General features: G+C 66.5%; 26 protein-coding genes and 1 tRNA gene. 11 read left to right on the forward strand and 16 right to left on the reverse strand.

The genetic code is table 11. The annotated features are described in order from the left end of the window. Positions 1–10: 10 nt before the first annotated feature. The 3 genes from dop to CHEID_RS04825 are packed head-to-tail and all read right to left on the reverse strand — an operon-like array spanning position 11 to position 3,992. Positions 11–1,552, reverse strand: coding sequence for a depupylase/deamidase Dop (gene dop, locus CHEID_RS04815; protein ID WP_112770104.1), 1,542 nt, complete (start codon positions 1,550–1,552; stop codon positions 11–13). Next, positions 1,549–3,126, reverse strand: coding sequence for a proteasome ATPase (gene arc / locus CHEID_RS04820; protein WP_112770103.1), 1,578 nt, complete (start codon positions 3,124–3,126; stop codon positions 1,549–1,551). Before arc ends, dop begins: the two co-directional genes overlap by 4 nt. A 32-nt stretch (positions 3,127–3,158) precedes the next feature. Then, positions 3,159–3,992 (reverse strand): tRNA (adenine-N1)-methyltransferase, encoded by an 834-nt coding sequence (locus CHEID_RS04825; RefSeq protein WP_112770102.1) that lies wholly within the window; start codon positions 3,990–3,992, stop codon positions 3,159–3,161. A gap of 186 nt (positions 3,993–4,178) precedes the next feature. Here CHEID_RS04825 and CHEID_RS04830 point away from each other — a divergent pair, with 186 nt between their 5' ends. Further along, positions 4,179–4,856, forward strand: a complete 678-nt coding sequence (locus tag CHEID_RS04830) for a YoaK family protein (RefSeq protein WP_273661398.1) — start codon at positions 4,179–4,181, stop codon at positions 4,854–4,856. 108 nt (positions 4,857–4,964) lie between these two features. Continuing rightward, positions 4,965–5,774 carry a RecB family exonuclease gene (locus CHEID_RS04835; RefSeq protein WP_112769728.1) on the forward strand — a complete coding sequence of 270 codons (810 nt, stop codon included), beginning with the start codon at positions 4,965–4,967 and terminating at the stop codon, positions 5,772–5,774. Here CHEID_RS04835 and CHEID_RS04840 read toward each other — a convergent pair. From CHEID_RS04840 to CHEID_RS04870, 7 genes are all read right to left on the reverse strand, one after another. After that, entirely contained in the window at positions 5,771–6,703 is a 933-nt protein-coding gene (locus tag CHEID_RS04840) for a Sir2 family NAD-dependent protein deacetylase (protein WP_238599346.1), read from the reverse strand. The two genes, CHEID_RS04835 and CHEID_RS04840, sit on opposite strands and share 4 nt — an antisense overlap. 9 nt (positions 6,704–6,712) lie before the next feature. After that, on the reverse strand, positions 6,713–7,558 hold the full coding sequence (gene hisG, locus CHEID_RS04845) for an ATP phosphoribosyltransferase (RefSeq protein WP_112769727.1): 846 nt from the start codon (positions 7,556–7,558) through the stop codon (positions 6,713–6,715). 91 nt (positions 7,559–7,649) lie between these two features. Further along, entirely contained in the window at positions 7,650–7,931 is a 282-nt protein-coding gene (locus CHEID_RS04850) for a phosphoribosyl-ATP diphosphatase (RefSeq protein WP_238596973.1), read from the reverse strand. A gap of 13 nt (positions 7,932–7,944) precedes the next feature. Continuing rightward, positions 7,945–8,670, reverse strand: coding sequence for an HAD family hydrolase (locus CHEID_RS04855; protein ID WP_238599345.1), 726 nt, complete (start codon positions 8,668–8,670; stop codon positions 7,945–7,947). Next, positions 8,660–9,106 (reverse strand): hypothetical protein, encoded by a 447-nt coding sequence (locus tag CHEID_RS04860; RefSeq protein WP_112769724.1) that lies wholly within the window; start codon positions 9,104–9,106, stop codon positions 8,660–8,662. Before CHEID_RS04860 ends, CHEID_RS04855 begins: the two co-directional genes overlap by 11 nt. Before the next feature lie 67 nt (positions 9,107–9,173). Further along, entirely contained in the window at positions 9,174–10,445 is a 1,272-nt protein-coding gene (gene mshC, locus CHEID_RS04865) for a cysteine--1-D-myo-inosityl 2-amino-2-deoxy-alpha-D-glucopyranoside ligase (RefSeq protein WP_112769723.1), read from the reverse strand. Positions 10,446–10,482: 37 nt separating this feature from the next. Continuing rightward, on the reverse strand, positions 10,483–11,322 hold the full coding sequence (locus tag CHEID_RS04870; RefSeq protein ID WP_112769722.1) for an undecaprenyl-diphosphate phosphatase: 840 nt from the start codon (positions 11,320–11,322) through the stop codon (positions 10,483–10,485). A 126-nt stretch (positions 11,323–11,448) separates the two neighbouring features. Between CHEID_RS04870 and CHEID_RS04875 the strand changes: the two genes are divergently transcribed. Together CHEID_RS04875 and CHEID_RS04880 are read left to right on the forward strand one after the other, a co-directional pair. Then, on the forward strand, positions 11,449–12,618 hold the full coding sequence (locus CHEID_RS04875; protein ID WP_146743863.1) for a hypothetical protein: 1,170 nt from the start codon (positions 11,449–11,451) through the stop codon (positions 12,616–12,618). A 64-nt stretch (positions 12,619–12,682) separates the two neighbouring features. Continuing rightward, positions 12,683–13,819, forward strand: coding sequence for a quinone-dependent dihydroorotate dehydrogenase (locus CHEID_RS04880; protein ID WP_112769720.1), 1,137 nt, complete (start codon positions 12,683–12,685; stop codon positions 13,817–13,819). A gap of 25 nt (positions 13,820–13,844) precedes the next feature. Here CHEID_RS04880 and CHEID_RS04885 read toward each other — a convergent pair whose 3' ends face one another. After that, complete coding sequence (locus CHEID_RS04885) at positions 13,845–14,399, reverse strand: YbhB/YbcL family Raf kinase inhibitor-like protein (protein ID WP_112769731.1); 555 nt, start codon at positions 14,397–14,399, stop codon at positions 13,845–13,847. A 151-nt stretch (positions 14,400–14,550) separates the two neighbouring features. Between CHEID_RS04885 and CHEID_RS04890 the strand changes: the two genes are divergently transcribed. From CHEID_RS04890 to CHEID_RS04900, 3 genes are all read left to right on the forward strand, one after another. Next, positions 14,551–14,636: transfer RNA gene (locus CHEID_RS04890), tRNA-Leu, on the forward strand. A 78-nt stretch (positions 14,637–14,714) separates the two neighbouring features. Then, positions 14,715–15,377, forward strand: coding sequence for a TVP38/TMEM64 family protein (locus CHEID_RS04895; RefSeq protein WP_112769719.1), 663 nt, complete (start codon positions 14,715–14,717; stop codon positions 15,375–15,377). 10 nt (positions 15,378–15,387) lie between these two features. Continuing rightward, on the forward strand, positions 15,388–16,011 hold the full coding sequence (locus CHEID_RS04900; RefSeq protein WP_112769718.1) for a DNA-binding protein: 624 nt from the start codon (positions 15,388–15,390) through the stop codon (positions 16,009–16,011). On the opposite strand, the gene CHEID_RS04905 is transcribed toward CHEID_RS04900, so the two are convergent. From CHEID_RS04905 to CHEID_RS04915, 3 genes are read right to left on the reverse strand one after another with little or no spacing between them, the layout of a single operon-like run. Continuing rightward, entirely contained in the window at positions 15,914–17,194 is a 1,281-nt protein-coding gene (locus tag CHEID_RS04905; protein ID WP_112769717.1) for an SPFH domain-containing protein, read from the reverse strand. The two genes, CHEID_RS04900 and CHEID_RS04905, sit on opposite strands and share 98 nt — an antisense overlap. A 4-nt stretch (positions 17,195–17,198) precedes the next feature. Then, complete coding sequence (locus CHEID_RS04910) at positions 17,199–17,639, reverse strand: NfeD family protein (RefSeq protein WP_112769730.1); 441 nt, start codon at positions 17,637–17,639, stop codon at positions 17,199–17,201. A gap of 29 nt (positions 17,640–17,668) precedes the next feature. Further along, entirely contained in the window at positions 17,669–18,520 is an 852-nt protein-coding gene (locus CHEID_RS04915; protein WP_112769716.1) for a DUF3097 domain-containing protein, read from the reverse strand. 25 nt (positions 18,521–18,545) lie between these two features. On the opposite strand from CHEID_RS04915, the gene CHEID_RS04920 reads away from it, so the two are divergent. Continuing rightward, a complete protein-coding gene (locus tag CHEID_RS04920; RefSeq protein WP_112769715.1) occupies positions 18,546–19,388 on the forward strand; it encodes a hypothetical protein in 843 nt (280 codons plus the stop codon). Positions 19,389–19,392: 4 nt separating this feature from the next. Here CHEID_RS04920 and CHEID_RS04925 read toward each other — a convergent pair whose 3' ends face one another. Together CHEID_RS04925 and CHEID_RS04930 are read right to left on the reverse strand one after the other, a co-directional pair. Beyond that, positions 19,393–21,138, reverse strand: coding sequence for a DIP1281 family NlpC/P60 protein (locus CHEID_RS04925; RefSeq protein ID WP_369126447.1), 1,746 nt, complete (start codon positions 21,136–21,138; stop codon positions 19,393–19,395). 424 nt (positions 21,139–21,562) lie between these two features. After that, positions 21,563–22,087, reverse strand: a complete 525-nt coding sequence (locus CHEID_RS04930) for an Rv1476 family membrane protein (RefSeq protein ID WP_112769714.1) — start codon at positions 22,085–22,087, stop codon at positions 21,563–21,565. A 237-nt stretch (positions 22,088–22,324) separates the two neighbouring features. Here CHEID_RS04930 and CHEID_RS04935 point away from each other — a divergent pair, with 237 nt between their 5' ends. The 3 genes from CHEID_RS04935 to CHEID_RS04945 are packed head-to-tail and all read left to right on the forward strand — an operon-like array spanning position 22,325 to position 26,031. Beyond that, positions 22,325–25,135 (forward strand): aconitate hydratase, encoded by a 2,811-nt coding sequence (locus tag CHEID_RS04935; RefSeq protein ID WP_273661409.1) that lies wholly within the window; start codon positions 22,325–22,327, stop codon positions 25,133–25,135. A 51-nt stretch (positions 25,136–25,186) separates the two neighbouring features. Next, positions 25,187–25,750 carry a TetR/AcrR family transcriptional regulator gene (locus CHEID_RS04940; RefSeq protein WP_238599373.1) on the forward strand — a complete coding sequence of 188 codons (564 nt, stop codon included), beginning with the start codon at positions 25,187–25,189 and terminating at the stop codon, positions 25,748–25,750. Between the two features lie 11 nt (positions 25,751–25,761). After that, positions 25,762–26,031, forward strand: a complete 270-nt coding sequence (locus tag CHEID_RS04945; protein WP_112769924.1) for an ACT domain-containing protein — start codon at positions 25,762–25,764, stop codon at positions 26,029–26,031. The last annotated feature ends 24 nt before the right edge of the window (positions 26,032–26,055 follow it).

A 26,055-nucleotide genomic window follows, 5' to 3' on the forward strand; every position in this document is an offset into this window, starting at 1 on the left:
AAAACGGCCGTTAGCCGACGCCGTCCACCGCATCCGGGCGAATCTGCCGCAGGGCGGCGACGAGATCCGGCAGCTCGACGGAGCCATCGAGCGGCACGTCCCCCAGCTCGGCAGCGGTAAAACTCAGCGGTTCCGGCATCCGAATCACCGTCGCCGGGCGACCCGCACAGGGGCAATCCAGCACGATCTGGTCCCAGTTCACGGCGAGCACATGATCGGCGTAGGCGGCGACGACCGCGCCGCGCACATGCGCCCGGGTGTCCACCGGGGCACAGTTCACCGCACGGGCCACATCCTCGGGGTCCACGAGCGTGCGCATCCGCCCCTTGCGGACGAGGGCCTGGTTAAGGCTGCGCTGCGGATCGATATCGGAGTACTGGATATCCACGACCGCCAACCGCGGATCCGTCCACTCCAAACCCCGTTGGCGGTACCCGTTGAGCAGGGCCAACTTGGCGGTCCAATCCAACCGGTCCGCCGTGGACAGCGGATCCCGCTCCAGGTCCGCCAGCAACTGCCCCCACAGGGCCAGGACCTGCTGGTCGTCGGCGGTGCGCGCGCATCCCGCGGCCGCCACCCGCGCCCGGATCTCTCGCTGGATCTCGATCGCGGTCATCTCCACCTGCCCGTACAACCGCAGCGGCCGGGTGCAGCTCAGGTCGCGGGAGACCGCCTGAACCCCCGCCACCGGGTCCACCAGGGTCAGATCGGAGAAGTCCACCCCTTTTCCCGCGGCGGCGAGTACCAGGGCGGTTGTGCCGAACTTCAGGTAGGAGGCGAATTCGCTGAGGTTGGCATCCCCAATGATGACGTGCAGGCGGCGCCACCGATCCGCCGTAGCGTGGGGTTCATCCCGCGTGTTGATGATCCCGCGGTTGAGCGTGGTTTCCAGCGAGACTTCCGTCTCGATGTAGTCCGCGCGCTGAGAGATTTGGAACCCGGCCTCCGCCCCGGTGGGCCCCAGTCCCACCCGGCCGGCGCCGATAAGTACCTGGCGGGTGACGAAGTGTGGGATGAGCGCGGCGTGAACTGCCTCCGTATCCCACTGCCGCGGGTACAGGTAGTTCTCGTGGGCCCCATAGGAGGCCCCTTTGCCATCCACATTGTTCTTGTAGATCTTCAAACTCGGCTGGCCCTCCACGGACCCGGCGGCCTGTGCGGCGCGGTGCATCACCACATCCCCGGCCCTATCCCACACCACCGCGTCGTAAGCGGAGGTGGTCTCCGGTGCCGAGTACTCCGGGTGCGCGTGATCTACATAGAAGCGCGCGCCGGAGGGGGTGATCACGTTGGCCGCGCCCAGCGCGTTGGGCTCCAACACGGGGGCCGCATCGCTGCGGTAACGCCGCAGGTCGAAGCCCCGGGCATCCCGCAGCGGGGACTCGTGGCCATAGTCCCACCGGGTGCGCCGGTTGATGGACTGCCCGGAAAGCTCCGCATAGGCCACCACCGCCTGGGTGGACGTGACAATGGGGCTGATCTGCGGGTCCTCGCCCACCGCGACGATGCCGTACTCCGTCTCCGAACCGTAGATGCGGGGATACTCGCTCATCGCTGCACCACCGAGATGTCCACCACGCGCCGGCCGGAGTGCCCGGAGACGCGGGCCCACTCCGCCGGGTTCGTCGTATCCGGCAGGTCCTCGTTATCCCGCACCTCCGCCGCGACCGCGGCATCCACGTGCTCCGCGCTGATCCCGCCACCGGTCGGGGAATTCGCATCCCGCAGAGAATCTTTGATGGCCAATGTTTTGGCGCGGTCCACGATGTTGTTCAACATTGCGCCGGACACAAAGTCGGACCAATAGAGATCTTGGGTGCTCCCATCCACAAAGTGCAGGGTGACATAGCGGTGGGTGGCGTCGTCCGCAAAAAGATCATCGACAATCCGGGCGCGCAAGGATTCCGCCGAATCGGCGAGGGGGATATCGTCCGTGAGGTGTTTGGCGAGAATATCCAGTGCAGCCTCGCGGTCGGGGCGTTCCACCCGGATCTTCACATCCAGCCGACCGGGGCGCAGAATGGCGGGATCGATGAGCTCCTCCCGGTTGGAGGCGCCAATAACGATGACGTTCTCCAACCCCTCCACGCCGTCGATCTCCGACAGCAACTGGGGCACCACTGTGGATTCGATATCGCTGGACACCCCCGTGCCCCGGGTGCGGAAGATGGCCTCCATTTCGTCGAAGAAGACAATCACCGGTTTTCCGGAGCTCGCTATGCGCCGGGCTCGCTCGAAGATCTGTCGGATTTGCCGCTCGGTCTCGCCGACAAACTTATTCAACAGCTCCGGGCCCTTGACGTTGAGGAAGTAGGACTCGGCGGAAGAATCATCGCCCGAACCCATCTTCTGCGCCAAGGAATTGGCCACCGCCTTGGCAATGAGGGTCTTGCCATTACCCGGGGGACCATAGAGCAAAACTCCCTTCGGGGGCCGCAGCCCGTAGGCCCGGTACACCTCCGGGTGGAGGAAGGGCAGCTCCACCGCATCCCGGATTTGCTCAATCTGCCGCTCCAGGCCGCCAATGTCGGCATAGCTGACATCCGGCACCTCCTCCAGCACCAAGCTGGTGACCTCCGAGCGGGCAATGGCCTCGAAAGCCCAACCGCTGCGCCGGTCCACGATCACCGAATCCCCCGCAGTAATCTCCCGGGCCAAAACCGCCTGCCGCAAATCCCCGGCGGCGCGCACCACCGTCTCCTCCCCCAGCTTGTCCGCAACGATGAGCCGCTCCCCCAGCGTCTCGATGACCGCAGCCACGTCCCCGCTATCCTCCACGCCGGTGACCTCCACCACCTGCTGCCCCTCCCCCAGTCGCACCGTGCTCCCCGGGTGCAGCGCAGCCCGATCCACCAAGGGGGAAACGGCCAGGCGCATCCGCCGACCGGCGGTGAACACCTCCGCGGTCCAGCCCTTCGGGTTGACCGCCAACAACGTGCCATAGGTGCTTGGCGGTTCGGATAGGGCCTGCAGGCGCTGGTTCAGCTCGTCCAACTTCTGCCGCGAGGCGGAGAGCAAATCCACCAGCTTGGCATTGCGGGCCCCCAAGGTACGGTTGGCCTGCTGCAACTCCCGCAGGGATTGCGGGCCGGAGGAATCGGTGGAGGTAGAACCTGGAGAAGTCATAACCGCCAGTCTACGCAGCGGCAATGTCCCGATTACTTGCGCGCACGACGCTGCGGGCGGGGTGCGACAACGCCATCGGCGAGGCGGCGGGTCCACACGAGGAAGGCGGTGTGGGCATTCATCCGGTGCTCCGGACGGGTGGCCAACCCCTCGACCTTCCACTCCCGCACCAGGGACTCCCAGGCCCGCGGCTCGGTGAAGCAGCCTTGCTCCCTAATGCCCTCCATGACCTTCATCAACTGCGGGACGGTCGCAACGTAGGTCATGAAAACCCCGCCGGGGATCAGCACATCCCGGACGGTCTCCAGCATCTCCCAGGGCTCCAGCATGTCCAGGATCACCCGGTCCACCTCACCCGTGTCCCCCCGCCGCACGCTGCGAAAATCCCCCAGCCGCAAATCCCAGTTCGCCGGGTGCCCGCCCATGATGGTGGCCACGTTATCCCGGGCGTAATCGATGTGGTCCTCGCGCACCTCGTAGCTGATCACCCGGCCGCGCTCGCCCACCGCGCGCAGCAGCCAGCTAGAGAGGGCCCCGCTGCCCGCACCGGCTTCCAGCACCGTGGCCCCGGGGAAGATGTCCCCCTCGATGAGGATCTGCGCGGCGTCCTTCGGGTAGATCACCGCAGCCCCGCGTGGCATGGACAAAACGTGATCCACCAGCAGGTGCCGGAAGCACAGGTACTCTCCCCCGGCGGAACTGCGCACGACCGTGCCCTCGTCCTGCCCGATGATGTCCGAGTGGCGGATCTCCCCTTTGTGGGTGAAGAAGCTCTCCCCCTCCAGCAGCGTGATGGTGAAGTGGCGGCGCTTCGCGTCCGTCAATTGCACGCGATCCCCCGCCTGAAACGGTCCGGAATAAGCCATGGGCCCTCGCCACACACCTTTCTGCACAACTCTGTCGATCCCTTACCGCACCCTAGTGGGCGGTGCCCGGTGACGTGAAAAGCGTCACGTCACAGGGGTAAAACCCCTCTTCAATTTGCCCGCCCTATCCCCCACCCCGTACATCTTGGCGCGGACACACTGCCGAGCACTGGAGCTGAAACGACCGTGTATGACTATCGCCTCGGGGAGCGCTACCTCGCCGCCGCCTTCGCCTTCGTGGCGGGGTTCGTCGATTCGATCGGATTCCTATACCTCGGGGGCGTTTTCGTCTCCTTCATGTCCGGCAACACCACGCGCTCGGCGACCGCCCTCGTCGAATCCAACTGGGGGCTGGCGACCCTGGCGGGGTCCTGTATCTTGCTCTTCCTCCTGGGGGTGATGAACGGGGCGTTGACTCAGCGCCTCGCCACCAGGCGCTGGGGGCTGTACCGGGCGCGGGAGGCCGTGCTGCTCAATGTCACGCTCATGTTCCTCATCAGCAGCGCGCTGGTGCTGCTGGAGTGGGAACGCGCGGCCATGCTGGTCATCTCCATCGGGGTGGGGACAATGAACAGCATCTTCGAGCGCAAGGGGGAGGTCGCGATCCCGCTGACGTATATGACGGGGACCCTGGTAAAGATGGGCCAGCGGTTCGTGGAGGCCTTCTTCGACGGCAAGCACATCGTGTGGATTCTGCACCTTGCCCTGTGGGTCTCCCTGTCGGCGGGATCCATCGTGGGGGCGTTGATCTTCCACCGGCTGCAGCTAGAGGCCGTGTTTATCGTTACGGGGTTGGTCTTCCTGGCTACGGTGGTCACTATCGCGGTTCGTTCTTATCGACGCCACCACGGTCTGCCGCTCTAACAGGCCCCATATCCCCTTCCTCTCCCCCTCTCCCCACCCCGCGGTCCGCGTCTTGAGGTCCGCGCCGAAGGAGGAGAAGAGCCACAGAAAGGAGCGCAGCTTCCCCCGATGGCAGCTCCGCAGAAACTCTCCCTCGCCCTGTCCCCCAGCCGCGCCGGGGACTACCAGCAGTGCCCGTTGCTCTACCGTTTTCGCGCAATCGACCGCCTGCCGGAGCCGAAGACGCGGGCGCAGGTGCTGGGCACCCTCGTGCACGCGGTTTTGGAGCAGATGCACGGCCTGCCCGCCCAGGAGCGGACCTACCCGGCTGCGGTGAAGCTGATCAAGCCGACATGGGCGGATCTGCTGTCCCGGGATCGGGAGGAGTTGGAGGGGGTCATTCCGCCGGAGGAGACCATGGACTTCTTCGTGGAGGCCCGGGAGCTAGTGAAGGGGTACTTCCGCATGGAGAACCCCACGGGTTTTTCGGCCGAGGAGTGCGAGAAGTACGTCAACACCACCTTGCCCAACGGGGTGCCGGTCCGCGGCTTCATCGACCGGGTGGATATCGCCCCGGGCGGCCAGGTGCGCGTGGTGGACTACAAGACGGGTAAGAAGCCGCAGCCCAAGTATTCCGACCAGGCCCGGTTTCAAATGAAGTTCTACGCCCTGGTGTGGTGGCGGCTGACGGGGACGGTGCCGGCCCAGTTGCGCTTGATGTACCTCAAGGTGGCGCAGGACCTGGTGTTGCGGCCCAGCCCCGCGGAGCTGACATATTTCGAGCGGGACCTAGGCGAGCTGTGGTCGCGCATCCTGGCTGACGTGGAGAGCGGGGATTTCCGCCCCCGGACCTCCAAGCTGTGCGGGTGGTGCCACTTCCAGGAGATTTGTCCGGCCTTCGGGGGCACGCCGCCGGAGTATCCGTTGCTGCGGGGTTAGAGATCTAGTTCGTCGAGGAGGCGGTGGAAGGCCGGGATCACCGGGGTGCGCCACAGGACGTCTACCCGGTCGTCTGCCCGGCCGGGGCCGCCGTTGATGACGGCCACGGGTTTTTCGGCCTTTTGGGCGTCCAGCACCATTCGAAACCCGCTCATGACAGCGAGCGAGGAGCCCACGACGAGAAGGGCGCGGGCTCGGAGCAGTTGGTCGGCCGCGGCTTGTTTGCGCTCCGGGGGTACGGGCTCCCCGAAGTACACGACGTCCGGTTTGAGGAGGACCGAGCCGCATTCCCGGCATCCCACCATGCGAAACCGCTGGACGGAGCTGTCCCGCAGGCTCACGTCCCCGTCTGGGTTGAGCTGGCTGGGGTCCAGACGAATGGAGTCCACGTAACCGGGGTTGGCCCGCTCCAGCCGGGTGTCCAAGTCCCGTCGTTGTTCACGGTGGCCGCAGGCCAAACACATGACCGTTGCGAGGTCCCCGTGGAGCGCCAGGACGTTCCGGCTACCCGCGGCCCGATGCAGCCCGTCCACGTTCTGGGTAATGACCCCCTGGATGGCCCCGTGGGCCTCGAGCTCAGCGAGGGCGAAGTGGGCTTGATTGGGAAGCGCCGCGGCCATGTGCCGCCACCCCACGAAGGAGCGGGCCCAGTAGCGGTGGGAGGCCGCCGGGTCGTACCGAAACTCCTGACACGTCATGGGTCGATGGCGGGTGAGGGAGCCGCCCGGCCCGCGGTAGTCGGGGATTCCGGAATCCGTGGAAACCCCGGCTCCGGTAAGCACGAGGACGCCCTGGCCGCGCAGCAGGTTCGCAATGTCCCGGGCGGCCCCTTCCGGCTCGCTGGGTTCCGCGGTGGCGGTGACGACGCGCGCGATAGAGCGCAGCGCGGATTGGTGGGCTAAGTGAACGGGGTCCAGGCGTCGGCGCACATCCCCACTTTAGATGCGCGCGATGCGAATGTCGGTGGCGAGAATCGCCTCTGCCCCCACGGCGGAAAGCTCGTCCATGACGGAGTTGGCCTCCTTGCGGGGGACCATGGCCCGCACGGCCACCCAGTTGTCATCGGCGAGCGGGGACACAGTGGGCGCCGACAACCCCGGCGTGATTGCCTTCACCTGTGCCAGGGCCGTGCGGGGCACGTTGTAGTCCAGCATGACGTAGTTGTGGGCGTGCAGGATCCCCTCGATGCGCTTGATGAGGACCTGCTGTTCCTCGCTGACGGGCTCCCCGACCCGCCCGACGAGGATCGCCTCGGACACGCACAGGGGCTCCCCGAAGGGCTCCAGCCCCTGTTGACGCAGGGTGCGACCCGTGGAGACCACGTCCCCGATGGCGTCCGCCACCCCCAGCCGGATGGAGATCTCCACTGCCCCGTCCAGGCGGATGACCTGGGCATCGATCCCGCGTTTGTTGAGGTCGCGGCGGACCAGGTTGGGGTAACTCGTAGCGATTCGCTTGCCGGCCAGCCGCTCCACGGTCCACCCCTCCCCCGCGGGCGCCGCGTAGCGGAAGGTGGAGCCGCCGAATCCCATCGGCAACAGCTCGGCGACCTCCTCGCGCGTGTCGGCGGCGAGGTCCCGGCCGGTGATCCCCAGGTCGAGGTGACCAGAGGCGATGTAGATGGCGATGTCTTTCGGCCGCAGGAAGTAGAACTGCACGCCGTTGTCCTGGTCCACGACGGTGAGGGCCTTGGAGTCCCCGCGGGTGGCGTAACCGGCCTCCCTGAGGATTTCGGTGGCGGCTTCTGAGAGGGATCCTTTATTGGGAACGGCGACGCGAAGCATGCGGGGGTGACTCATCCTTTGTTCTCGGCGGCGGTGAAGAGGGGAAGTCTTGGGGAGAGGAAGCGGTGGAGAAGGGTAAGAGACCGTGGTGCTACAGGTGCTTGTACACGTCCTCGGGGTTGAGCCCCCGGCCCACCATGACCACCTGCAGCCAGTAGATGAGCTGGGAAATCTCCTCGGCCAGCTCCTCGTCCGATTGATACTCGGCGGCCAACCACACTTCCCCGGCCTCCTCAATGACCTTTTTGCCCTGGAAGTGCACTCCCGAGTCGAGGGCGGCCACCGTTGCCGAGCCCTCGGGTCGTTCCGCTGCCCGCTGCTGGAGCTGCTGGAAGAGAGTGTCAAACGTTTTCGGCGATTCTTGCTGGCTCACGCGGGTCATTGTCTCACACACTTGAGTGCGGTCGGCCGTGCAGTTGCCGGTAGGCCCGGTGGAGGTCTGCGGCGGTGATATTGCCCAGGTCGGTTTGTCCCGCGAAGAGCTCGCCCAGTGCGGTGATGCCCTCCTGCGTTTGGACGCCCGGCTCCACGGGGACGCCAATGACCCGCGCGCCGGCGTAAGTAGCCGCTGCCATTCCCGCCGGGGAGTCCTCCAGGGCAAGGCACTGCTCCGGTTTTAGCCCGAGAGCCCGGGCGGCGGCGAGGTAAACATCCGGGGCCGGTTTGCCGTGCTCCACCTCGTCGGCGCACACGGACACGGCGAAGTACTCCGGGCCGATCGTCGCCAGGCTGATGTCCGTCAGTTGGCGGGCGGTGTTGGTGACCAGCGCCATGGGGATCTCGGTCGCTCGCAGCTCCGCCAGCAGCCGCTGAACTCCGGGGCGGAACTCGATCCCCGTGGCGAAGAGTTTGCCCACCTCTGCGAACATCCACTGCACCCAGCGCTGCTCGTCTTCCGGGCTGAGCCGGATTCCCGCGTTCTCGGCGCACACGCGGACGGTGTTGATCGTGGTGCCGCCGACCGTGCGAGCTCGTGCCTCCGCGGTGAGCTTACGGCCCATGGATTCGGCCATGCGGAAGGTGGCTTTGCCCCACAGGGGTTCGGTGTCCACGAGGGTGCCGTCCATATCCCACAGGACAGCCCGCATCCCCGGGTCGGCGCTACTCGTCATCGAGCACCTGGGTGGCGTGCGCTAACACGGCGGCGGGATCCGCACCGGCTTCCTTGGCAGCGCTGGCAAGAACGTCCATGAGGTCCGACTGCTCCTCGCAATCCAGGACGGCATCTTCGTGCTCCGCCGAGAGGGCCTTCAGCCGAGCTAGGTCCGGGTCGACGATGGCGCAGATCGCGATAGTCAGCGGATCCGGGCCCCCGTCGGACTGTTCGGCGGGCAGCTCGACGAGCTCCCGTAGCTGCTCGGGGCTGTGCTGCCCCACTGAGGCGATCGCCGCAATGAGGTGATCGACAATCGCGGTCGCTTCACGGACGACCGACTGCGGGTACGGCGGTTCCCAGAATTCCCGATCGGCCGGGCGCAAGTAGCTGCCCGTGGCCATGGCGGTGAGGTTGTCGATGAAGGCGCTGCGGGCCGCTTGGGTCGTGGTCACAGTGGGGAGCTAACCTTTCGCGTCGAGGATGAGAGCGGGCGGTCTGGGGGTAAGACCAGCCCCCAGCTTAACGGCGTAGCCGGACACCCAGCAGCGCGTCCACCGCCGCGTGCACGACCTCGGCCCCCTCGCCTGAACCGTCTGCCCCCGGGCGGGCCGACCGCGCCCAGTCGTCGAGAACCTCCAGTGCCCCGGGGGTATCCAAGTCCTGGGACAGGGGGGTGGCCACGCGCACCACGAGCTCCTTGGCCTCTTCCGCGGTCATGTCTGCGCTGTCGGCCAGTGCCCGGCGCCAACGGCTGAGGCGCTCCTCCGCGTCGCGGAGCACCGCCGCAGACCAGTCGCGATCCGAGCGATAATGCTGGCTGAACACCCCGAGCCGGATCGCCGCAGGTTCATGGCCGGCCGCGGTGAGCTTGGACACGAAGACGAGATTGCCCAAGGACTTGCTCATCTTCGTGCCATCCAGGCCGATCATGCCCGCGTGCACATAGTGGCTGGCCATGCGGTCCACCTGGTGGGCGGCCTCCGCATGGGCCGCGGAGTACTCGTGGTGGGGGAAGCGCAGGTCCACTCCCCCGCCCTGGATGGCGAAGGAGGCCCCCAGCCGGTTCGTGGCGATCGCGGAGCATTCGATGTGCCATCCCGGGCGACCCGCACCGAAAGGGGCCTCCCACCGGGGCTCCCCCGGCCGGTGCGCCCGCCACACGAGCGCGTCCAAGGGGTGCCGCTTGCCGGGGCGCTGCGGATCCCCGCCCCGTTCGGCGAAGAGCTCGGCCATGGTGGCCGGGTCGTAGCGCGATTCATAGCCGAATTGCGGGGTGAAGGAATAGTCGGCGTAGATATCCGGGTATTCGTCGTCCACCTGATAGGCCGCGCCCCGGTCCAATAGCCGTTGGACCATGGCGATCGCCTCCCCCACGCTCTCGATGGCGCCGATAAAATCGCGGGGTGGGATTACCGAAAGGTTCGTCATGTCCGACCGGAACAGATCGGTCTGCGCGTCCCCGAGGTGGCGCCAATCCACGCCGTCCCGTTCGGCTCGTTCGAACAGCGGATCGTCCACGTCCGTGACGTTCTGCACGTAGTGCACCCCGTGCCCGCAGGCGCGCAAGTAGCGATTAATCGTGTCGAACGTCAGGTACGTCGCCGCGTGCCCGAGGTGCGTGGAATCGTAGGGAGTGATGCCGCAGACGTACATCCCGACCTCCGCCTGATCGGAGGGCGCTGGGGAGGAACCGACAACGGGCTTGATGGCGTCATCCGCCGTGTCGTAGAGCCGGAGGGCGGGAAGGTCCACCGGTACCGGTGAGATAGCGGGGTGCGGCCAGGACTGCATGGTTGCCCATTCTAAGCGGCCCCACGAGCAGGTCCGCCTACTGGGCGGGCAGAACCCCCACGGCCAGCAGCGCCATCACGGCCAAGCCCAGCGGCACCCGCCACAGCGCGAACCACGCGAAGGAGTGGTGAGCCACGAAACGCAGCAACCAGGCGATAGAGGCATAACCCACGACGAAGGCAATGGCAGTACCGACGAGCAGTTGAGCCCCCGAGGCGGCTTCGCCAGCCGCGGGGCTAAAGGCGTCCGGAAGAGAAAAGAGCCCGGCCGCCAGGACCGCCGGAATGGCGAGCAGGAAGGAGAATCGCGTGGCGACCTCCCGATCGAGATCGCGGAACAACCCGGCGGAGACGGTGCCGCCGGACCGAGAGACGCCCGGGATGAGGGCCAAGCACTGGGCAAAACCCATCCACACCGCATCCTTCACGTTCAGTTCCCGGTAGGTGCGGCGCTTGCGGCCAAGCCGCTCAGCGGCCACGAAGAAGAAGGAGAAGGCTATGAGCATCGCCGCCGTAATCCACAGGTTCCGCAGAGCCTCCCGGATGTAGTCCTGGGCCAAGAACCCGATGATGCTGATCGGCAGAGTGCCGACGATGACCATCCAACCCATGCGATAGTCGAACCCCCGCCGGGACTTATCGAACAGCCCCACCAGCCAGCCCCGGGCGATGGAGAAGATGTCCTTGGCGAAGTACACCAGCACGGCGGCCTCCGTGCCCAACTGAATGACGGCCGTGAAGGAAGCCCCGGCGTCCTTGCCCCACAACAGCGTTGACACGATGCGCAAATGGCCGGATGAGGACACCGGAAGAAACTCGGTGAGCCCCTGGACGATGGAAAGGACGATCGTCTGCGCCCACGTAATGCTGCTATCCATGGAGGGTCAGGCTACACAACGCAACTGGCAGCAGCCCTGCAGTGTCGCTGCCAACCCCCTTGAGGCACCGGGTGGGGAACCTGCGTGAGGAAAGTGTCGGTATTCGCCGCTGGTAGCGTAGTGACCGTGAAAGCCCATGTAAGGTCGTCCGCCGGTCTCGCAACCGCTGCGCTTCTCGTCGCCGCTGGCCTGTTGGCCGGATGCGCATCCGACGACGCTGAGCAGCTACCGAGCGAGGACACCGCAGCACAATCGGCCCCGGCCAATGTGGCCAAGGACCAAACCCCGATCGGGGAACCCGCCGTGCCTCTGAAATCGCAGGATCCAAAGGGGGAGGTCCCCGGCAAAACCACCCCGGGGGATCCCATGGACCAGCTCGTGCGCGTCGGAGCCCGGGCCACCGCGCCGGATCAAGCCCCGGTCTACGCCGCCCGCCACGCGGGCAAGCTGACGATGGGCACACTGCCCCAGCTCGCCAGCGGAGAGGGCACCCGCGAGGAAGACCTTGGCGCCAACTGCACGAACTTGGCCAGCTCCGACCGAGGGGTGGTCGCCACGTGCGGGACGGAGGTCAAGGAAGTGGATGCGACGGGGGCCACCGTAGGCACCATCCACGTGGATAAAGCCGCCACCGCCGCCACCCGCAACCACGACGGGACCTGGGCCGTGGGGTTAGACGGAGAGGACCGGGTCTACTTCTACAGCGCCGATGGGGTCCAAAGCGGCCAGGCCACGGTCAGCCGACACATCGACGACATGCAATTGATGTACCCCCAAGACGGTGCCAGCCGCCTAGCCGTGATCGATCGGCATCAAACCACGGTCTCTGACCTCAGCTTTGGGGAGAAAGAACCCAACGGCACCCTGCGAATTGGTACGGGCGTGGGCGGCTTCTCCGCCGGTGACGGGCGCTCGTCCATTTTGGCAACATCGGATACCCGCGGCGGGCAGATGATCTTCTACAGCATGGACGACCTCGTGCGCCACCACGAGACCGTGCCCACCGGGCCGTCCCCCTGGAGCGTCCACTGGGACGCCGGACGTGGGATCGTGTGGGTGTCCACCACCGTGGACCACACCCTCACGGGGTACCGAGTGGACTCGGGAACCCCCGTGCCCGTCGCCAAGATCAACACCATCGGTAGTGTGCGCCACACCGTCGGTAACCCCCAGGGGGACCTACTGCTCGTGGACTCCACCGGCACCCGACAATTGCTGAGCTCGGCAGATGTCAACGCCGCCGTGCAGCGGGGAGTACCCGATGCCCCCACGTTCCCCGCTACCTCCGTGGACTGAAATACCCTACGCACACCATCGACCAGGTCCCCCAACCGGCCCTGAGGAGGATGAGGCCCCCGCCATGAGCACCCCACAGCCAGCAACCACCGGAGCCCCCAGAACGCGCGGCTTTCGCCGCAGTGCCTACAACGCCGCCCTCCACGCCATGTTCCGCCTGCCCCCGGAGCGCATCCACCACTACATGACCCGCGCCCTGACCGGGCTGTCCGCCTCCCCCGCCATCTGTACTGCCCTGCGTCGCCTCACCGCGATCGACGAGCCCGGCCTCGCCCAGGACATCGCGGGACTTCACTTCCCCCGGCCCCTGGGGTTGGCCGCCGGCTTCGACAAGGATGCCACGGAGGTGGATGCCTGGGGGGCCCTGGGTTTTGGGTACGCGGAAGTGGGCACGCTCACATCCCTGGCGCAGCCCGGGAACCCCACCCCCAGGCTGTTTCGACTCCCGAAAGATCGGGCGATCCTCAACCGGATGGGATTCAACAACTTCGGTGTGGATGGGGCCGCCCGCCGCCTGAGTGCGCGCCGGTGCCCGGAGCCGGTGGGGGTCAACCTGGGGAAGTCGAAGATCACCCCGGCGCAGCTAGCCCCGGGCGATTACCGGATGTCCGCCCGCGCCGTGGAGGCCGTGGCGGACTACCTCGTGATCAATGTTTCTTCCCCCAATACGCCGGGCCTACGCGACCTTCAAGCTGTCGACAGCCTGCGGGCCATCGTCGCGGCCGTGCGGAAGGAATCCAGCCGCCCGTTGTTCGTGAAGATCGCGCCGGATTTGAGCGATGAGGACGTTCTGGCGATCACGGATGCCGCCTGCGAGATGCAGCTCACCGGGATTATCGCTACGAACACCACCATCGGGCGGGAGGGCCTGGCAGCGGACGCCTCTTATGTTCGAGCGCTGGGGGCTGGCGGGATTTCCGGGGCGCCCCTGGCCCGCCGGGCCCAGCAGGTCCTCGAACTCGTCGCGGATCGGGCCCGGGGGCGGCTCGTCCTCATTGCGGTGGGCGGAATTGAGACCCCGCAGCAGGCCTGGGAGCGCATCGCCGCCGGGGCCCACCTGCTCCAGGGCTATACCGGCCTCATCTATGGGGGGCCGGATTGGATTCGGGATATCCACCTGGGACTGGCCCAGCAGCTACGCCGTCAGGGGCTGACGCACCTCAGCCAGGCGGTCGGCTGCCGGCGGGAGTGGATCGACTAGCCGAGCCCCCCTGCCCCCTCGGGCTTTAGGAGTCCTCCGTCCAACCCCACAGCAGGCCCCGAGCGGTGGCCTTGAAGTTGAGGTTGAAGCCCAGCACGGTGGGAGTCTGGTGATCGTCGAGGTCCAGCTCCTCCCCCACGGCATGCACCGCGTAGATGTAGCGGTGGGGTCCGTGGCCCGCCGGGGGGTTCGCGCCGTAATACCCGTAGGACCGGCTGTCCCCGCGCAGGGAAACGGCCCCATCCGGCAGGTTCTGCAGGCTCTCGTCCCCGGCGTTGGCCGGCAGGCTCGTGACGCTGGCGGGGATGTTGAACACGGCCCAGTGCCAGTAGCCGCTGGCGGTGGGGGCATCCGGGTCGAAGCAAGTAACCGCGTAGGTCTTCGTGCCCTCCGGCCCGGGCGTCCACGACAACTGCGGGGAGACCGCATCGCTGCCGCATTGCTCGGCCGGGAGCTTGTCGCCGTCCGCGAAGTCCGCAGAGGTGACCTCCAGCGGGGGAAGATCGCTCAACGGGGCATAGGGATCCGGGCCGGGAAAGCGGTCCGAGAGATAGGTGGGATTGTGTTTGCTATCAGCCATGAAACCAACCGTAGCGAAAATGTCCCCGGCCGGATAGGGGCCGGCATCGGGCGCATAACCAGCCAGTTTGTCTTTAAACCGCCGGATCAATAGAGTGTGTGCAGTGCAACGGGGGAAGGCCCTGGTTTCATACCGGCCCGCCCCTCACCCAGTCCGGGTGGCGGAATGGCAGACGCGCTAGCTTGAGGTGCTAGTGTCCTATTAACGGACGTGGGGGTTCAAGTCCCCCTCCGGACACACTGATCGTCAACGGGGCCCCATGTGCGGGCCCCTTCGTCGTGTCCAGCACCTACTGCCCTTGATCCCCCTCACCTCATGTTCCCTTCCCTGCCCCGTTTCCAGCCGCCGCATCTGGTCGCTCTCGGCGCGCTAGCCCTGTTGGCTATCGTGGCGTGGTTTCTTCCGGTCCCGGGCGTGGAGAGCATTCGCTCCTGGGTCACCCGGGCCGGTTGGTGGGCACCGGCGGCGTACGTGGGGTTGATGGTCGCCTTCACCCAGCTCCCGGTCCCCCGGACCTTGTGGACGATCGCGGCCGGGCTGCTCTTCGGCAGCGTGTGGGGCAGCGCCCTGGCCCTCACGGGGTTGCTGTGCAGCGCGGCCCTGTCGCTTACCGGCCTGCGTTTGGTGGCCAACCGCGTTATCCGCTCTGGGGCGTCCGCCCGCGGCCGGTGGGAGAGCGTGCAGCAGATGGTCGCGGAGCGCGGTTGGATCGCGGTACTCGGGCTGCGGATGGTCCCCGCCGTTCCCTTCTCCATCCTCAACTACGCCTGTGCCGCCAGCCGGATCCCGCTGGGGCCCTTCCTCGTCGCCACCCTGATCGGCTCCGCCCCGAACACCATCGCCACGGTGGTGGCCACCGATACCGTCACCACCGGCGGGGATCCTTGGGTGCTTCTGCTCACGGCGGCGTTGGCCATCGTGGGCGCCAACCTCGCCGGCCGGGAGTTCCTCCACTGGCGGCGCGCGACTGCCGGGTAGCTTTGGCATCATGTTTGCGATCCACGCGTCCTACCGCGGCCGGGCCCGCCGACGGGCGGAGTTTGTGCGCAACGTCGCGGCAGCTCTAGCCGAATCCCCCGTCGCCGAGTCGGTGCGCCAGGAGGGGATCACTGATATCAGTTGCGTGGCTATCGGCCCGGAGAACGCCGGCGGGGTGATTCTGGCCCTCCTCCAGGTCGGGGATTTCGCCCTGGGCCTCGGCAGCCTGAGCGCGACTGACCTGGAGGGGGGTGCCGAAGAGGCGGGCACCGAGGATGTGGAGGCCGCCGCCCGACGCGCCTGCCCGCCCAGCCAGCGGGCGGGAAGTGTGGGGGTGCGCATCGAGCGCGCCGATCTGCCGGGCACGCTCATGCCGGGAAGGGCGGCGGACATCGCTGAGGATATCGCTGCGGCCTTCACGTTGCTGTCCTACGTGTTATCCCGCCGTACCGAGGAAGGACGCCAGGCCACCGCGCTCCTTCGCGCTGGGCTGAGCCAGAGCGAGGCCGCCCGGGAGGCGGGGATTAGTAAGCAGGCTATGAGTCAGCGCCTGGCTGCGGCGGGTTGGCATGCCGAGCAGGCGGGGTGGTCCCTGGCCATCCGTATGCTTGCTCGGGCGGATGAGGTGCGGTGAAGTTCTGCGGCGGCAGCGGTTGCTCCGGCGCGCCGGTTGGGGGCGTCGAGCCAGATGCTGCGGGACCGGGACGCTCCGGTACCGGATCCTCATCGACGGGCCGATTGGCCACCGCGTTTGCCGCCGCAACGGCCTCCGCAATCTCCGGAGCGGACGCGGTGGAGAACCAATCGTCGGAGCTGGTCTCGTTGGCGATTTCGCGGACATCCTCGTCCACCGGGGCCGGTTCGTAGCGGAACACGCCCTCGTCGTCTTTCCGGGCGAGCGCCTTGGCGAACTGCTCCAGGGAGTCCCCGAACTGCATGGGGATCATCCAGGTCTTGTTTGCGCTGCCCTGGGCCATCTCCGGCAGCTTCTCCAGGTACTGGTAGGCCAGCACTTCCGGGGTGACCTGGGCGGCCTTGATCGCAGCGTTGACCTTCTGGATGGCCTTGGCTTGGCCCTGGGCTTCCAGGTACTTCGCGGCGCGCTGGCCCTCGGCCCGCAGGATCGTGGCCTGTCGCTCGGCCTCGGCGGCGAGGATCTGGGCGTGCTTCTCGCCTTCAGCGCCGAGGATGCGGGCCTGCTTCTCACCTTCGGCGGTCTTGATATCGGCCTCCCGCTGACCCTCGGCGGTAAGGATCATGGCCCGCTTCTCGCGGTCCGCCTTCATCTGCTTTTCCATGGACTGCTGGATGGACGGCGGCGGGTCGATGGCCTTGAGCTCAACGCGGCTGATCCGCAGGCCCCACTTGTTCGTCGCCGCGTCCAGTTCCCCGCGCAGCCGACGGTTGATCACTTCCCGGGAGGTCAGGGTTTCCTCCAGGGTCATGCCACCCACGACGTCACGCAGGGTGGCCACGGAGATCTGCTCCACGCCGACGATGTAGTTGTTCACCCCGTAGATCGCGCGGGAGGCATCGTTGATCTGGAAGGTCACCACGGTATCGATGGCCACGGTCAGGTTGTCCTGGGTGATGACCGCCTGCGGGGGGAAGCTAACCACCTGTTCGCGGGTATCCACCTTCTGGCGAACCCGGTCGATGAATGGGACCAGCAGGGTAATTCCACCGCTGACGGTCCGGGTGTATCGGCCCAGCCGCTCAATCACCGCCGCCTCCCCCTGGGGGATCAGGGCAATGGACTTCATCACGATGACAATGAGCAATAGGACCAGGATGACTATGGCTATGAGCCCTGTCATGCGCCTACTTCTCCTTCCACACCACTGCGGTGGTGCCGTCGATTTCCAAGACCTGGACTGAATCCCCTTCGGCGAAGTGGTCCCCCGGGTGGGCAGCGCGAGCGCTCCACAGTTCCCCGGCAACCCGTACCTGGCCCAAGTTCGCGTCTGAGCTGTCCACTGGTGACACCACGACGGCCGGGCGCCCTTCCAATTCCCGGGCCGTGAACTGGTTATCCAGTGTGGCGGTGAGCAGCCGCCGCCGCAGCACCGGTCGCACCAGCAGCACGGAGATCGCCGAGGATACGGCGAACACCAGTACTTCCGCCCACAGGGGGATTCCAGCGACAGCCACACCAGCCGTGACTAGCGCGGCGGCGGCCAGCATCAGCAAGGAGAAATCCATGACGGCGAATTCGGCGAGCGCCAGAACAGCAGCGGCGATTAGCCAGACGACGGGACCCATGGGCCCCACAATAGGCCAAGGGCGGCGACCTAGGGGCCCTCTCCCACGGTGACGAAGTCGATCAGGCGCTCGACCGCCCCCAGGAGGGTGGAATCGACGTCCCGGTAGGTGCGCACCCCCGCGTATACCCGCCGCCACCCATCCTGGGGGCTGCCCCACCCGAGGCGTCGGCATACCCCGGTCTTCCAGTCCTCGCCGCGGGGCACCTTCGGCCAGGCGCGGATCCCGACGCTCGCGGGTTTCACAGCCTCCCAGATGTCCACGTAGGGGTGGCCGGTGACCATGACGTGGGGGCCAACCGAGCGGGTCAGTTGCGTCTCCTTGGACCCGGTGACGAGGTGGTCGGCCAGCACACCCACGCGTCGTTGGGCGGTCGGGCCGAACTCCGCCAGCCGCTCGGGGAGGTTGTCCAGGCCCTCCAGGTACTCCACGACAACGCCCTCCACCCGAAGGTCGTGGCCCCAGACGCGTTCCACGATTGCGGCGTCGTGGATCCCCTCCACCCAGATGCGGGAGGGGGCAGCCACCTTCGCCCGAAGCCCCTCTACCCGGCGGGATCCGGAGTTGGATCGTTGCGCGCCGCGGCCGGTCGGGGTGCTTCGCGGATCTACGTAGCGGGTGAGGGTGACCCGTCGGCCCTCCAGCAGAAAGGCCCCGGGCCGTAGGGGGAACAGCCGAGAGCGACCGTGGCGGTCCTCCAGCCGCACGAAATCCCCGTCGATGGTGCGTTCGCAGGCCAGGATCTCGCCGACGAAATCATCGCTGATCACTTCCACTACGAGCCCCGGTTGTGCCGGGTGGCTGGGGTAGTTCTGTGGCCGGTTGCGGTGATGTCCAGAGAGGATATCCCCCGCGTAGGGATCACGATCGTTGAAGCTCATGGGCCTAGAGCTTAGGCTAGGGCGAATGTCTCATCCTCAGCCCGCCCTCCTGGCCGAGCAGTTGTGGAGCCCCGTGCAGAACTCGGCGCTGTGGCTGGCGTGGTGGCTGCACGGGTTAGTGGCCACCGATGCGGTCATCGATGCCGTCAATGCCACGCAGTCTTCCGGAGCTGAGCACCAGATTGTTTTTCCGGACGCCAGGGAGGACCTAGCGCGCGCCCGTAGCCTCCACACCGGCGTGACGGAGGTGCTGCGTGCGGCTCGGGCCGCAACGGCGCAGGCCCCTACCGGTGTGGCCGAGCAGCCGTTGGTGTCCCTGGTCCTGGCCGGGCCGGGTCAGGTGCCTCCCCTGCCGGCAAACACCCCCGCCAGCCGCGCCGTCAGCCGCCGGGGGGCGGGTCTGCTGTTGGCGGGCGGGGATTCGCAACGCCATCACGTGGTCGTGCCCTCCGCGTCGGAAGGGCTGGTGACGTGGGAGTGGTTCCAGGTGGAGGGGCCGCTTCCGGCGGTCGTGGCGCATTCCCCGGGAGAGGCCGAGGAGTTGCTGCGCCAGGCTGTGGAGCAGGCAGCCAGCCAGGTGTCGGCGGCTGGGGTGGGCCGCGTGGGCGGCATGGGCGGCGGGGGCGATACCAGGCTGGCCGTGGGGACCCTCGCCGACGCCTTTGGGCTGCCCGGTTTGCCGCCGGGGGTGCCCCCTCGAGCGGAGCGACTAATGGCTCGGGCGGACATGGTCGCGGCGATCGTTGCAGTCGCGCGCCGCAGTGAGGTGGGGGCCGGCGCGGACCCCTATGTGCTTCCGCTGCTGCGGGCTGTGCGCACCGCCCGGATGGTAGCGGTGGACTACGCCCAGCGGGAGATCGTGCGTTAGAGCGCTACTCGATCATCCGCACCGCGTAGGGGGCCATGCCGCCGTAGCGCACCGGGGAGATGCTCACGACACTGCCGGACTGCGGGGCCTCCAGCATTTGCCCGTCGCCCAGGTAGAGGGCCACGTGCTCTTCGCCACTGGCGCCCCAGAAAAGCATGTCCCCTCGCTTGGCCTCGGAGGCGGGGACCTGGCGCCCGGCGGTGTACTGGTAACCGGAGTAGTGGTCGAGGTAGATTCCGGCGGCCGCGAAGGCGTACACCATGAGACCGGAGCAGTCGAAGCCGACCTTCTCATAGTCCCCGAAACTGTCGGCCACGCCGCCGTCCCGGATGCCGAGGGTGGGGCCCACGGCGTTGCCGCCGCCCCAGGCGTACGGCATCCCAAGCTGGGAGGAGCCGCGGTTGATGACCCGCTCGATCTTCTCGGCGGCGGTGCCGGAGGTGTCCTCGGAAGGGGTCTGCGTCCCCGGGTTGGTCACGCCCGGCAGCGTGGGGGCCACGGTGCCCTCACCCGCGTTGGGGTCCACACCGTCCGGGGCCCCCGGGGTGTTCTGGCTGACGCCCATCGCCGCGTCGTACTCGCGGCCGGCCGTGTCTCGGCCGGCCTGGGCTGCGGCGTTGAGCGCATCCTGTGGGGAACCGCCGTTGGCAGCGGCGGCAAATCCGGCCATAGCGGCGGACTGTCCCGCCGCCAGCAGACCGTTGATGGCGCGCTGGCGCTGGTCATCCCCAGTGGAGGAGGCCTCGAATTCGGTGGGGATATTCTCCACCGAACCCAACGGAGCGGAGCTCTCCGTCGAAGTTGCCGGCGCTTCGGACTCGGCGGCCTTCTTGTCAGGTTCCTGGGCTTGACTCTGGGGTGCCTGTGCCTGAGCTTGAGGGGCTTGTGCCTGAGCCTGCGTCTTCTGCGGTGCTGGGGCCGGTGCGGCCGGCGGATTCGCCTCTACTCGGGCCACGGCGGCCTCTGCAGCGCGACGCTTGTCGAAGGAGCTCGCACTGGCGCTCTGCTTGTCCACGGCCGCGCGGGCTACGCGAACCTTGGCCTGGGCCTCGCGCATCTGCCGCTGGGCCGAAGCGATCTGGTCGCGCTGGGCGGCGAGTTCGCGCTGCGCTTGGCTGAGGGCGTCGTTGGCTGACTTATGGGCATCGACGGCGGCCTGCACCGCATTGTTGGCGGCATTCCGGGAGGCCCGGAGACCGGATTCTTCGTTGGCTGTCTGCGTGCGGGCGAGGTCCAGTCGATCGACGACCCCCCGCTGGCGCTGGGAGGCGGCCTGCAGGTAGCTGTTGCGATCGAGCGTGTCCCCGACGGCGTCGGAACCGGCGGCCAGGGACACGGGGGCTGCGTCTCCCCCGGTGGCGTAGGCAGAGCGGGCGAGCTCATCCAACTTCTGCTGGGCCTGGGCGACCTGCTGGTCCGCCTTGCCCAGGCGGCCTTTGGCGTCCGTAACTCCACTCTGGGCCTTTTGGGCCTGAGCCTGGGCGCGGGAAAGATCCACGCGTGCCTTATTGGCCCGCTCGCGCAGACCGCCGACGCTGTTTTCCACGTCCGCTAGCTTGCGCTGGGACGAGGACGCATCGCTGACGAGACCCGCCAGGTAGCCCTCGGCGGTCTGGGGCGATTCCTGCGCGGAGGCAACGGGCCCTGCCGCGAAGGCGGTTCCGGCGGTGAGCGATACAACTAGCAGAGCGCGGCTGGACCGGGCGACATGAGCCGCAGCGCGGCCGCGGCGTTTCGGACGGTTAAGCACGATGGTGTTCTCCTGCAACAAGCTCGGCACTGTAACGAGCTGGTCTCGCCGGTGTGGCGGATAGGGGGACAAAAAGGGGTAAACCGCATCGGCCGGACTATTGCGCACTTCCCCATGCCAATAGATTCCGTCCCGGAGTGGCCGCAATGATTCCTCCCCGTCCATGGGTTCTTGGCGGGAGAGTCACATTGCTATCAACTCGCTACATGTGTTGACAGGTGAACCCTAAGCCACTTTGGCAACGGTTACGAACTCTTATCACGGTGGCCCCACTCGTCACATTGGACACAGAAGTCACGCGCCGTGGCTTGACCAGCGCGAATAATGCGCCAATCCCCGCTTGTGAGTTGTGTCACAATTTAGTAGGAATCGGCGCGTCGGATTGAAGGAGTTGCAGCAACTCTCTAGTGCGGGACAACAAACGTCAATGCTGAGAACTTGACTCCTTGAGAGGAGGCCGGGAGAACAGCCGGGCGCACACGGCGGCTACTCCCGCGGCACCGGCGGTTCCTAGCAAGATGAGTGAACCGATGAGACCCATGGGCACGTGTGTCCCGTGCATGGCCTGGACAAACGACTCCGTCGCCGCGGGATCGACGGAACCAGCCAGAAGATGCTGATGGGTTTCGAGCTCGAATCGAGAGAAGTGATCCGACACCACCGCAGCCGGCCCGGGCGTTTGCACGATGACGGTGTTCGCACCGGTGTCGTTCTTGATCGCCTGAGCGACGTCCCGGCAGTCCGCCCCGGTGAAATCCCCATCAGTCAAGACTACAACCTTGACCGTTCCGAAATCATCGCTTCGGGAACCATGCTCGGCGCTATCCACCGCGGCGTGGAAGCGGGCGGGTGGCGGCAGATGTGGGCCATCCTGGCTCCCCTGCTCGGCGACATCGGCGGAACGGAGCGCCCCGCTGAGGGAGGAGACATCCACGGACTTCGGAATCATGGCCTTGGTTCTACCAGGGCCCCCGAAGGCTGCCGAGCGCTGACACGCAAACGCCGGGGAAATGGGATAACAGAACATTCGTACTGTTAGGCTAGGAAAGTGATGGGACGTCTATTTTTGCCACACAATTGGAAATAAGTCCCTGCTTCCTGCCGCTTCCGGCGCGGGACTGACGACGTATGCGCGGGGGACTCGCGGATACGTATGACTCGAGAGAAGAGAAACAAAGGAGTGACCGTGAGCGAAAGCACCAACTCGTTCGACGCCAAGGGCACACTGCAGGTCGGTGAGAAGTCGTATGACATCTACCGCCTCTCGGCGGTGCCCGGCATGGATAAGCTGCCGTACTCGCTAAAGGTTCTGGGCGAGAACCTGCTGCGCAACGAGGACGGCAAGAACGTTACCCGGGACCACATTGAGGCTATTGCCAACTGGGATCCCACCGCCGAGCCGAGCATCGAGATTCAGTTCACTCCCGCTCGAGTTATCATGCAGGACTTCACGGGCGTGGCCTGCATTGTCGACCTCGCCACCATTCGGGATGCCGTGGTTTCCCTCGGCGGCCGGGCGGATCAGGTGAATCCCCTGAACCCCGCAGAGATGGTCATCGACCACTCCGTGATCATCGAGGCCTTCGGTGACTCGGACGCCTTCGATAAGAACGTGGAGATCGAGTACCAGCGCAACGACGAGCGTTACAAGTTCCTCCGCTGGGGCACCGGCGCCTTCAACAATTTCCGCGTCGTTCCCCCGGGAACCGGCATTGTTCACCAGGTCAACATCGAGTACCTGGCCCGCTCCGTCTTCGAGAAGGACGGCGTGGCCTACCCCGATACCTGTGTTGGTACGGACTCCCACACCACCATGGAAAACGGCCTGGGCATTCTCGGCTGGGGCGTCGGCGGCATCGAGGCTGAGGCTGCCATGCTCGGCCAGCCCATTTCGATGCTCATCCCCCGCGTGGTTGGCTTCAAGCTCACCGGTGAAATGAACCCCGGCGTGACCGCCACGGACGTAGTGCTCACCATCACCGACATGCTCCGCCAGCACGGCGTGGTCGGTAAGTTCGTCGAGTTCTACGGCGCCGGCGTGGGCGAGCTGCCCCTGGCTAACCGCGCCACCATCGGCAACATGTCCCCCGAGTTCGGCTCCACCGCTGCGATCTTCCCGATCGACGAAGAGACGGTGAAGTACCTCGAGCTCACCGGCCGCGACCAGGAGACCCTGGATCGTGTGGAGGTCTACGCCAAGGAACAGGGCATGTGGCTGGATCCCAGCAAGGAGGTCGAATACTCTGAGTACCTCGAGCTGGACCTGTCCACGGTCGTGCCGTCCATCGCCGGGCCGAAGCGCCCGCAGGATCGCATCGAGCTGACGGACTCTAAGTCCCAGTTCCGCAAGGATCTGCACAACTACGCTTCCGGGGACACCGGCGCTACCTCCACCGGCAGCTTTGACGCAGAGGGCCCCACCACGGAGACAACCTCCGAGCAACAGGCCACCCCCGCCCCCGCCGCAGACGCGAAGGGCAACATGCCCTCCGCGGCAGCCGGCGCCGATGGGCGTCCCTCCAACCCCACCCCGGTCCACTACAACGGCCAGGACATGGAGCTGGACCACGGCATGGTGGCCATCGCTTCCATCACCTCCTGCACCAACACCTCCAACCCCTCCGTCATGGTGGGCGCCGGCCTGCTCGCCCGCAACGCGGCGGCCAAGGGCCTCAAGCCCGCCCCGTGGGTAAAGACCTCCATGGCCCCCGGCTCCCAGGTCGTCACCGGTTACTACGAGGCCGCAGGTCTGTGGAAGGACCTGGAGGCCATGGGCTTCTACCTGGTCGGCTACGGCTGCACCACGTGTATCGGTAACTCCGGCCCGCTGCCCGCCGAGATCTCGGCAGGCATCAACGAGGGCGACCTCGCCGCTACCGCCGTGCTCTCCGGTAACCGCAACTTCGAGGGTCGCATCAACCCGGATGTCAAGATGAACTACCTGGCATCCCCGATCCTCGTTATTGCCTATGCCATCGCGGGCACGATGGACTTCGACTTTGAAACCCAGCCGCTCGGCACCGACAACGAGGGCAACGACGTCTTCCTGCGCGACATCTGGCCCTCCACCGAGGAGATCGAGGACGTCATCGCGTCCAGCATCACCAAGGAGCTGTACTCCGCCGACTACGCGGACGTCTTCAAGGGCGACGAGCGCTGGCAGAACCTGGACGTCCCCACCGGCGAGACCTTCGCCTGGGACGAGGACTCCACCTACATCCGCCGCGCCCCCTACTTCGACGGCATGAGCCGCGAGCCGGAGGCCGTCAGCGACGTGTCCGGCGCCCGCGTGCTGGCACTGCTGGGAGATTCCGTCACCACGGACCACATCTCCCCCGCTTCCACGATCAAGCCCGGCTCCCCCGCCGCCCAGTACCTGGACTCCCACGGTGTGGAGCGCAAGGACTACAACTCCCTCGGTGCCCGTCGCGGCAACCACGAGGTCATGGTCCGCGGCACCTTCGCCAACATCCGCCTGCAGAACCAGCTTCTGGACGGGGTATCCGGCGGTTACACCCGGGACTTCACCCAGGAGGGCGGCCCCCAGGCGTACATCTACGACGCCGCCATGAACTACAAGGAGGCCGGCACGCCGCTGGTCGTCCTCGGCGGCAAGGAGTACGGCACCGGATCCTCCCGCGACTGGGCCGCTAAAGGCACCCTGCTGCTGGGCGTGAAGGCTGTCATCGCTGAGTCCTTCGAGCGAATCCACCGCTCCAACCTCATCGGCATGGGCGTGGTTCCGCTGCAGTTCCCCGACGGCGAATCCTGGAAGTCTCTGGGCCTCGACGGCACCGAGACCTTCGACATTTCCGGAATCGAGGAGCTCAACAACGGCTCCACCCCGAAGACGGTCCACGTCACCGCCAGGAAGGAAGGCGGCGAAACCATCGAGTTCGACGCGGTCACCCGCATCGACACACCCGGTGAGGCCGACTACTACCGCCACGGTGGCATCCTGCAGTACGTGCTGCGCAACATGATGGCGCAGCAGTAAAGAGGAGCATGCGGCGCGCCCGATAGCGAGGAACTCGAACCCATGCCCCGGATGAGTGAAGAGAACCTGGCCTCCGTGCGCGCCGAGATCCTCCGCGGAGCTCGGGAGTGCTTCATCACCTATGGCTACAAGGATGCGACGGTCGCCCGCTTGGAGGCCAGCATCGGCAAGTCCCGGGGCGCTATCTTCCACCACTTCCGCAACAAGGACACGCTGTTCCTGGAGGTCGCCCACGACGACATGGCCCGGATGACCCAGGCCGCCCGGGAACACGGCATGATCGGCATGATCCGCATGGTCCTGCACTCCCCGGAGCGGGCCGGTTGGTGGGCGATGCGGATGGAGATTCTGCGCCGTGTGCGCACCGACCCGTGTTTCCGGGCGAAGTGGGAGCTGGACCAGTTGGCGCTGCAGGAGGTGGTCACCGACCGGCTGCGGGAGAACGCCGCCCGCGGCCGGATCCGTGGCGACGTGGACGTGGTCAGCATGTACCACCTACTGGACCTGGTGCTGGAGGGCGTGATGGCGAAGCTGCCGGCGGCCGCGGGCACCGAAGATATGCAGCGGGCCCTCCAGCTGGTGGAGCTCGCCATGCGCCAAGAGCCACAGTTGTAGCATTAACCCCCATGATCGCCATCATGACCGTTACCGGCCTGGACCACACCGGCATTATCGCCGCCGTGTCCACGGAGCTGGCCCGCCGGGATGTGAACATCCTTAACGTCTCCCAAACCATCATGGATCAGTTCTTCACCATGATCCTGCACGTCGAATTCGACGATGATGCCCTGGGCATCGGGGAGTTGCAGCAGCACATGGCCGCCGTCGCCGAGGAGCAGAAGCTCGTCATCCGGGTGCAGTCGGAGGACATCTTCACCGCCATGCACAGCGTCTAATTCACCACAGCGTCTGACTAAACC

It is taken from the genome of Corynebacterium heidelbergense (assembly GCF_028609845.1).
Lineage (GTDB): Bacteria > Actinomycetota > Actinomycetes > Mycobacteriales > Mycobacteriaceae > Corynebacterium > Corynebacterium heidelbergense.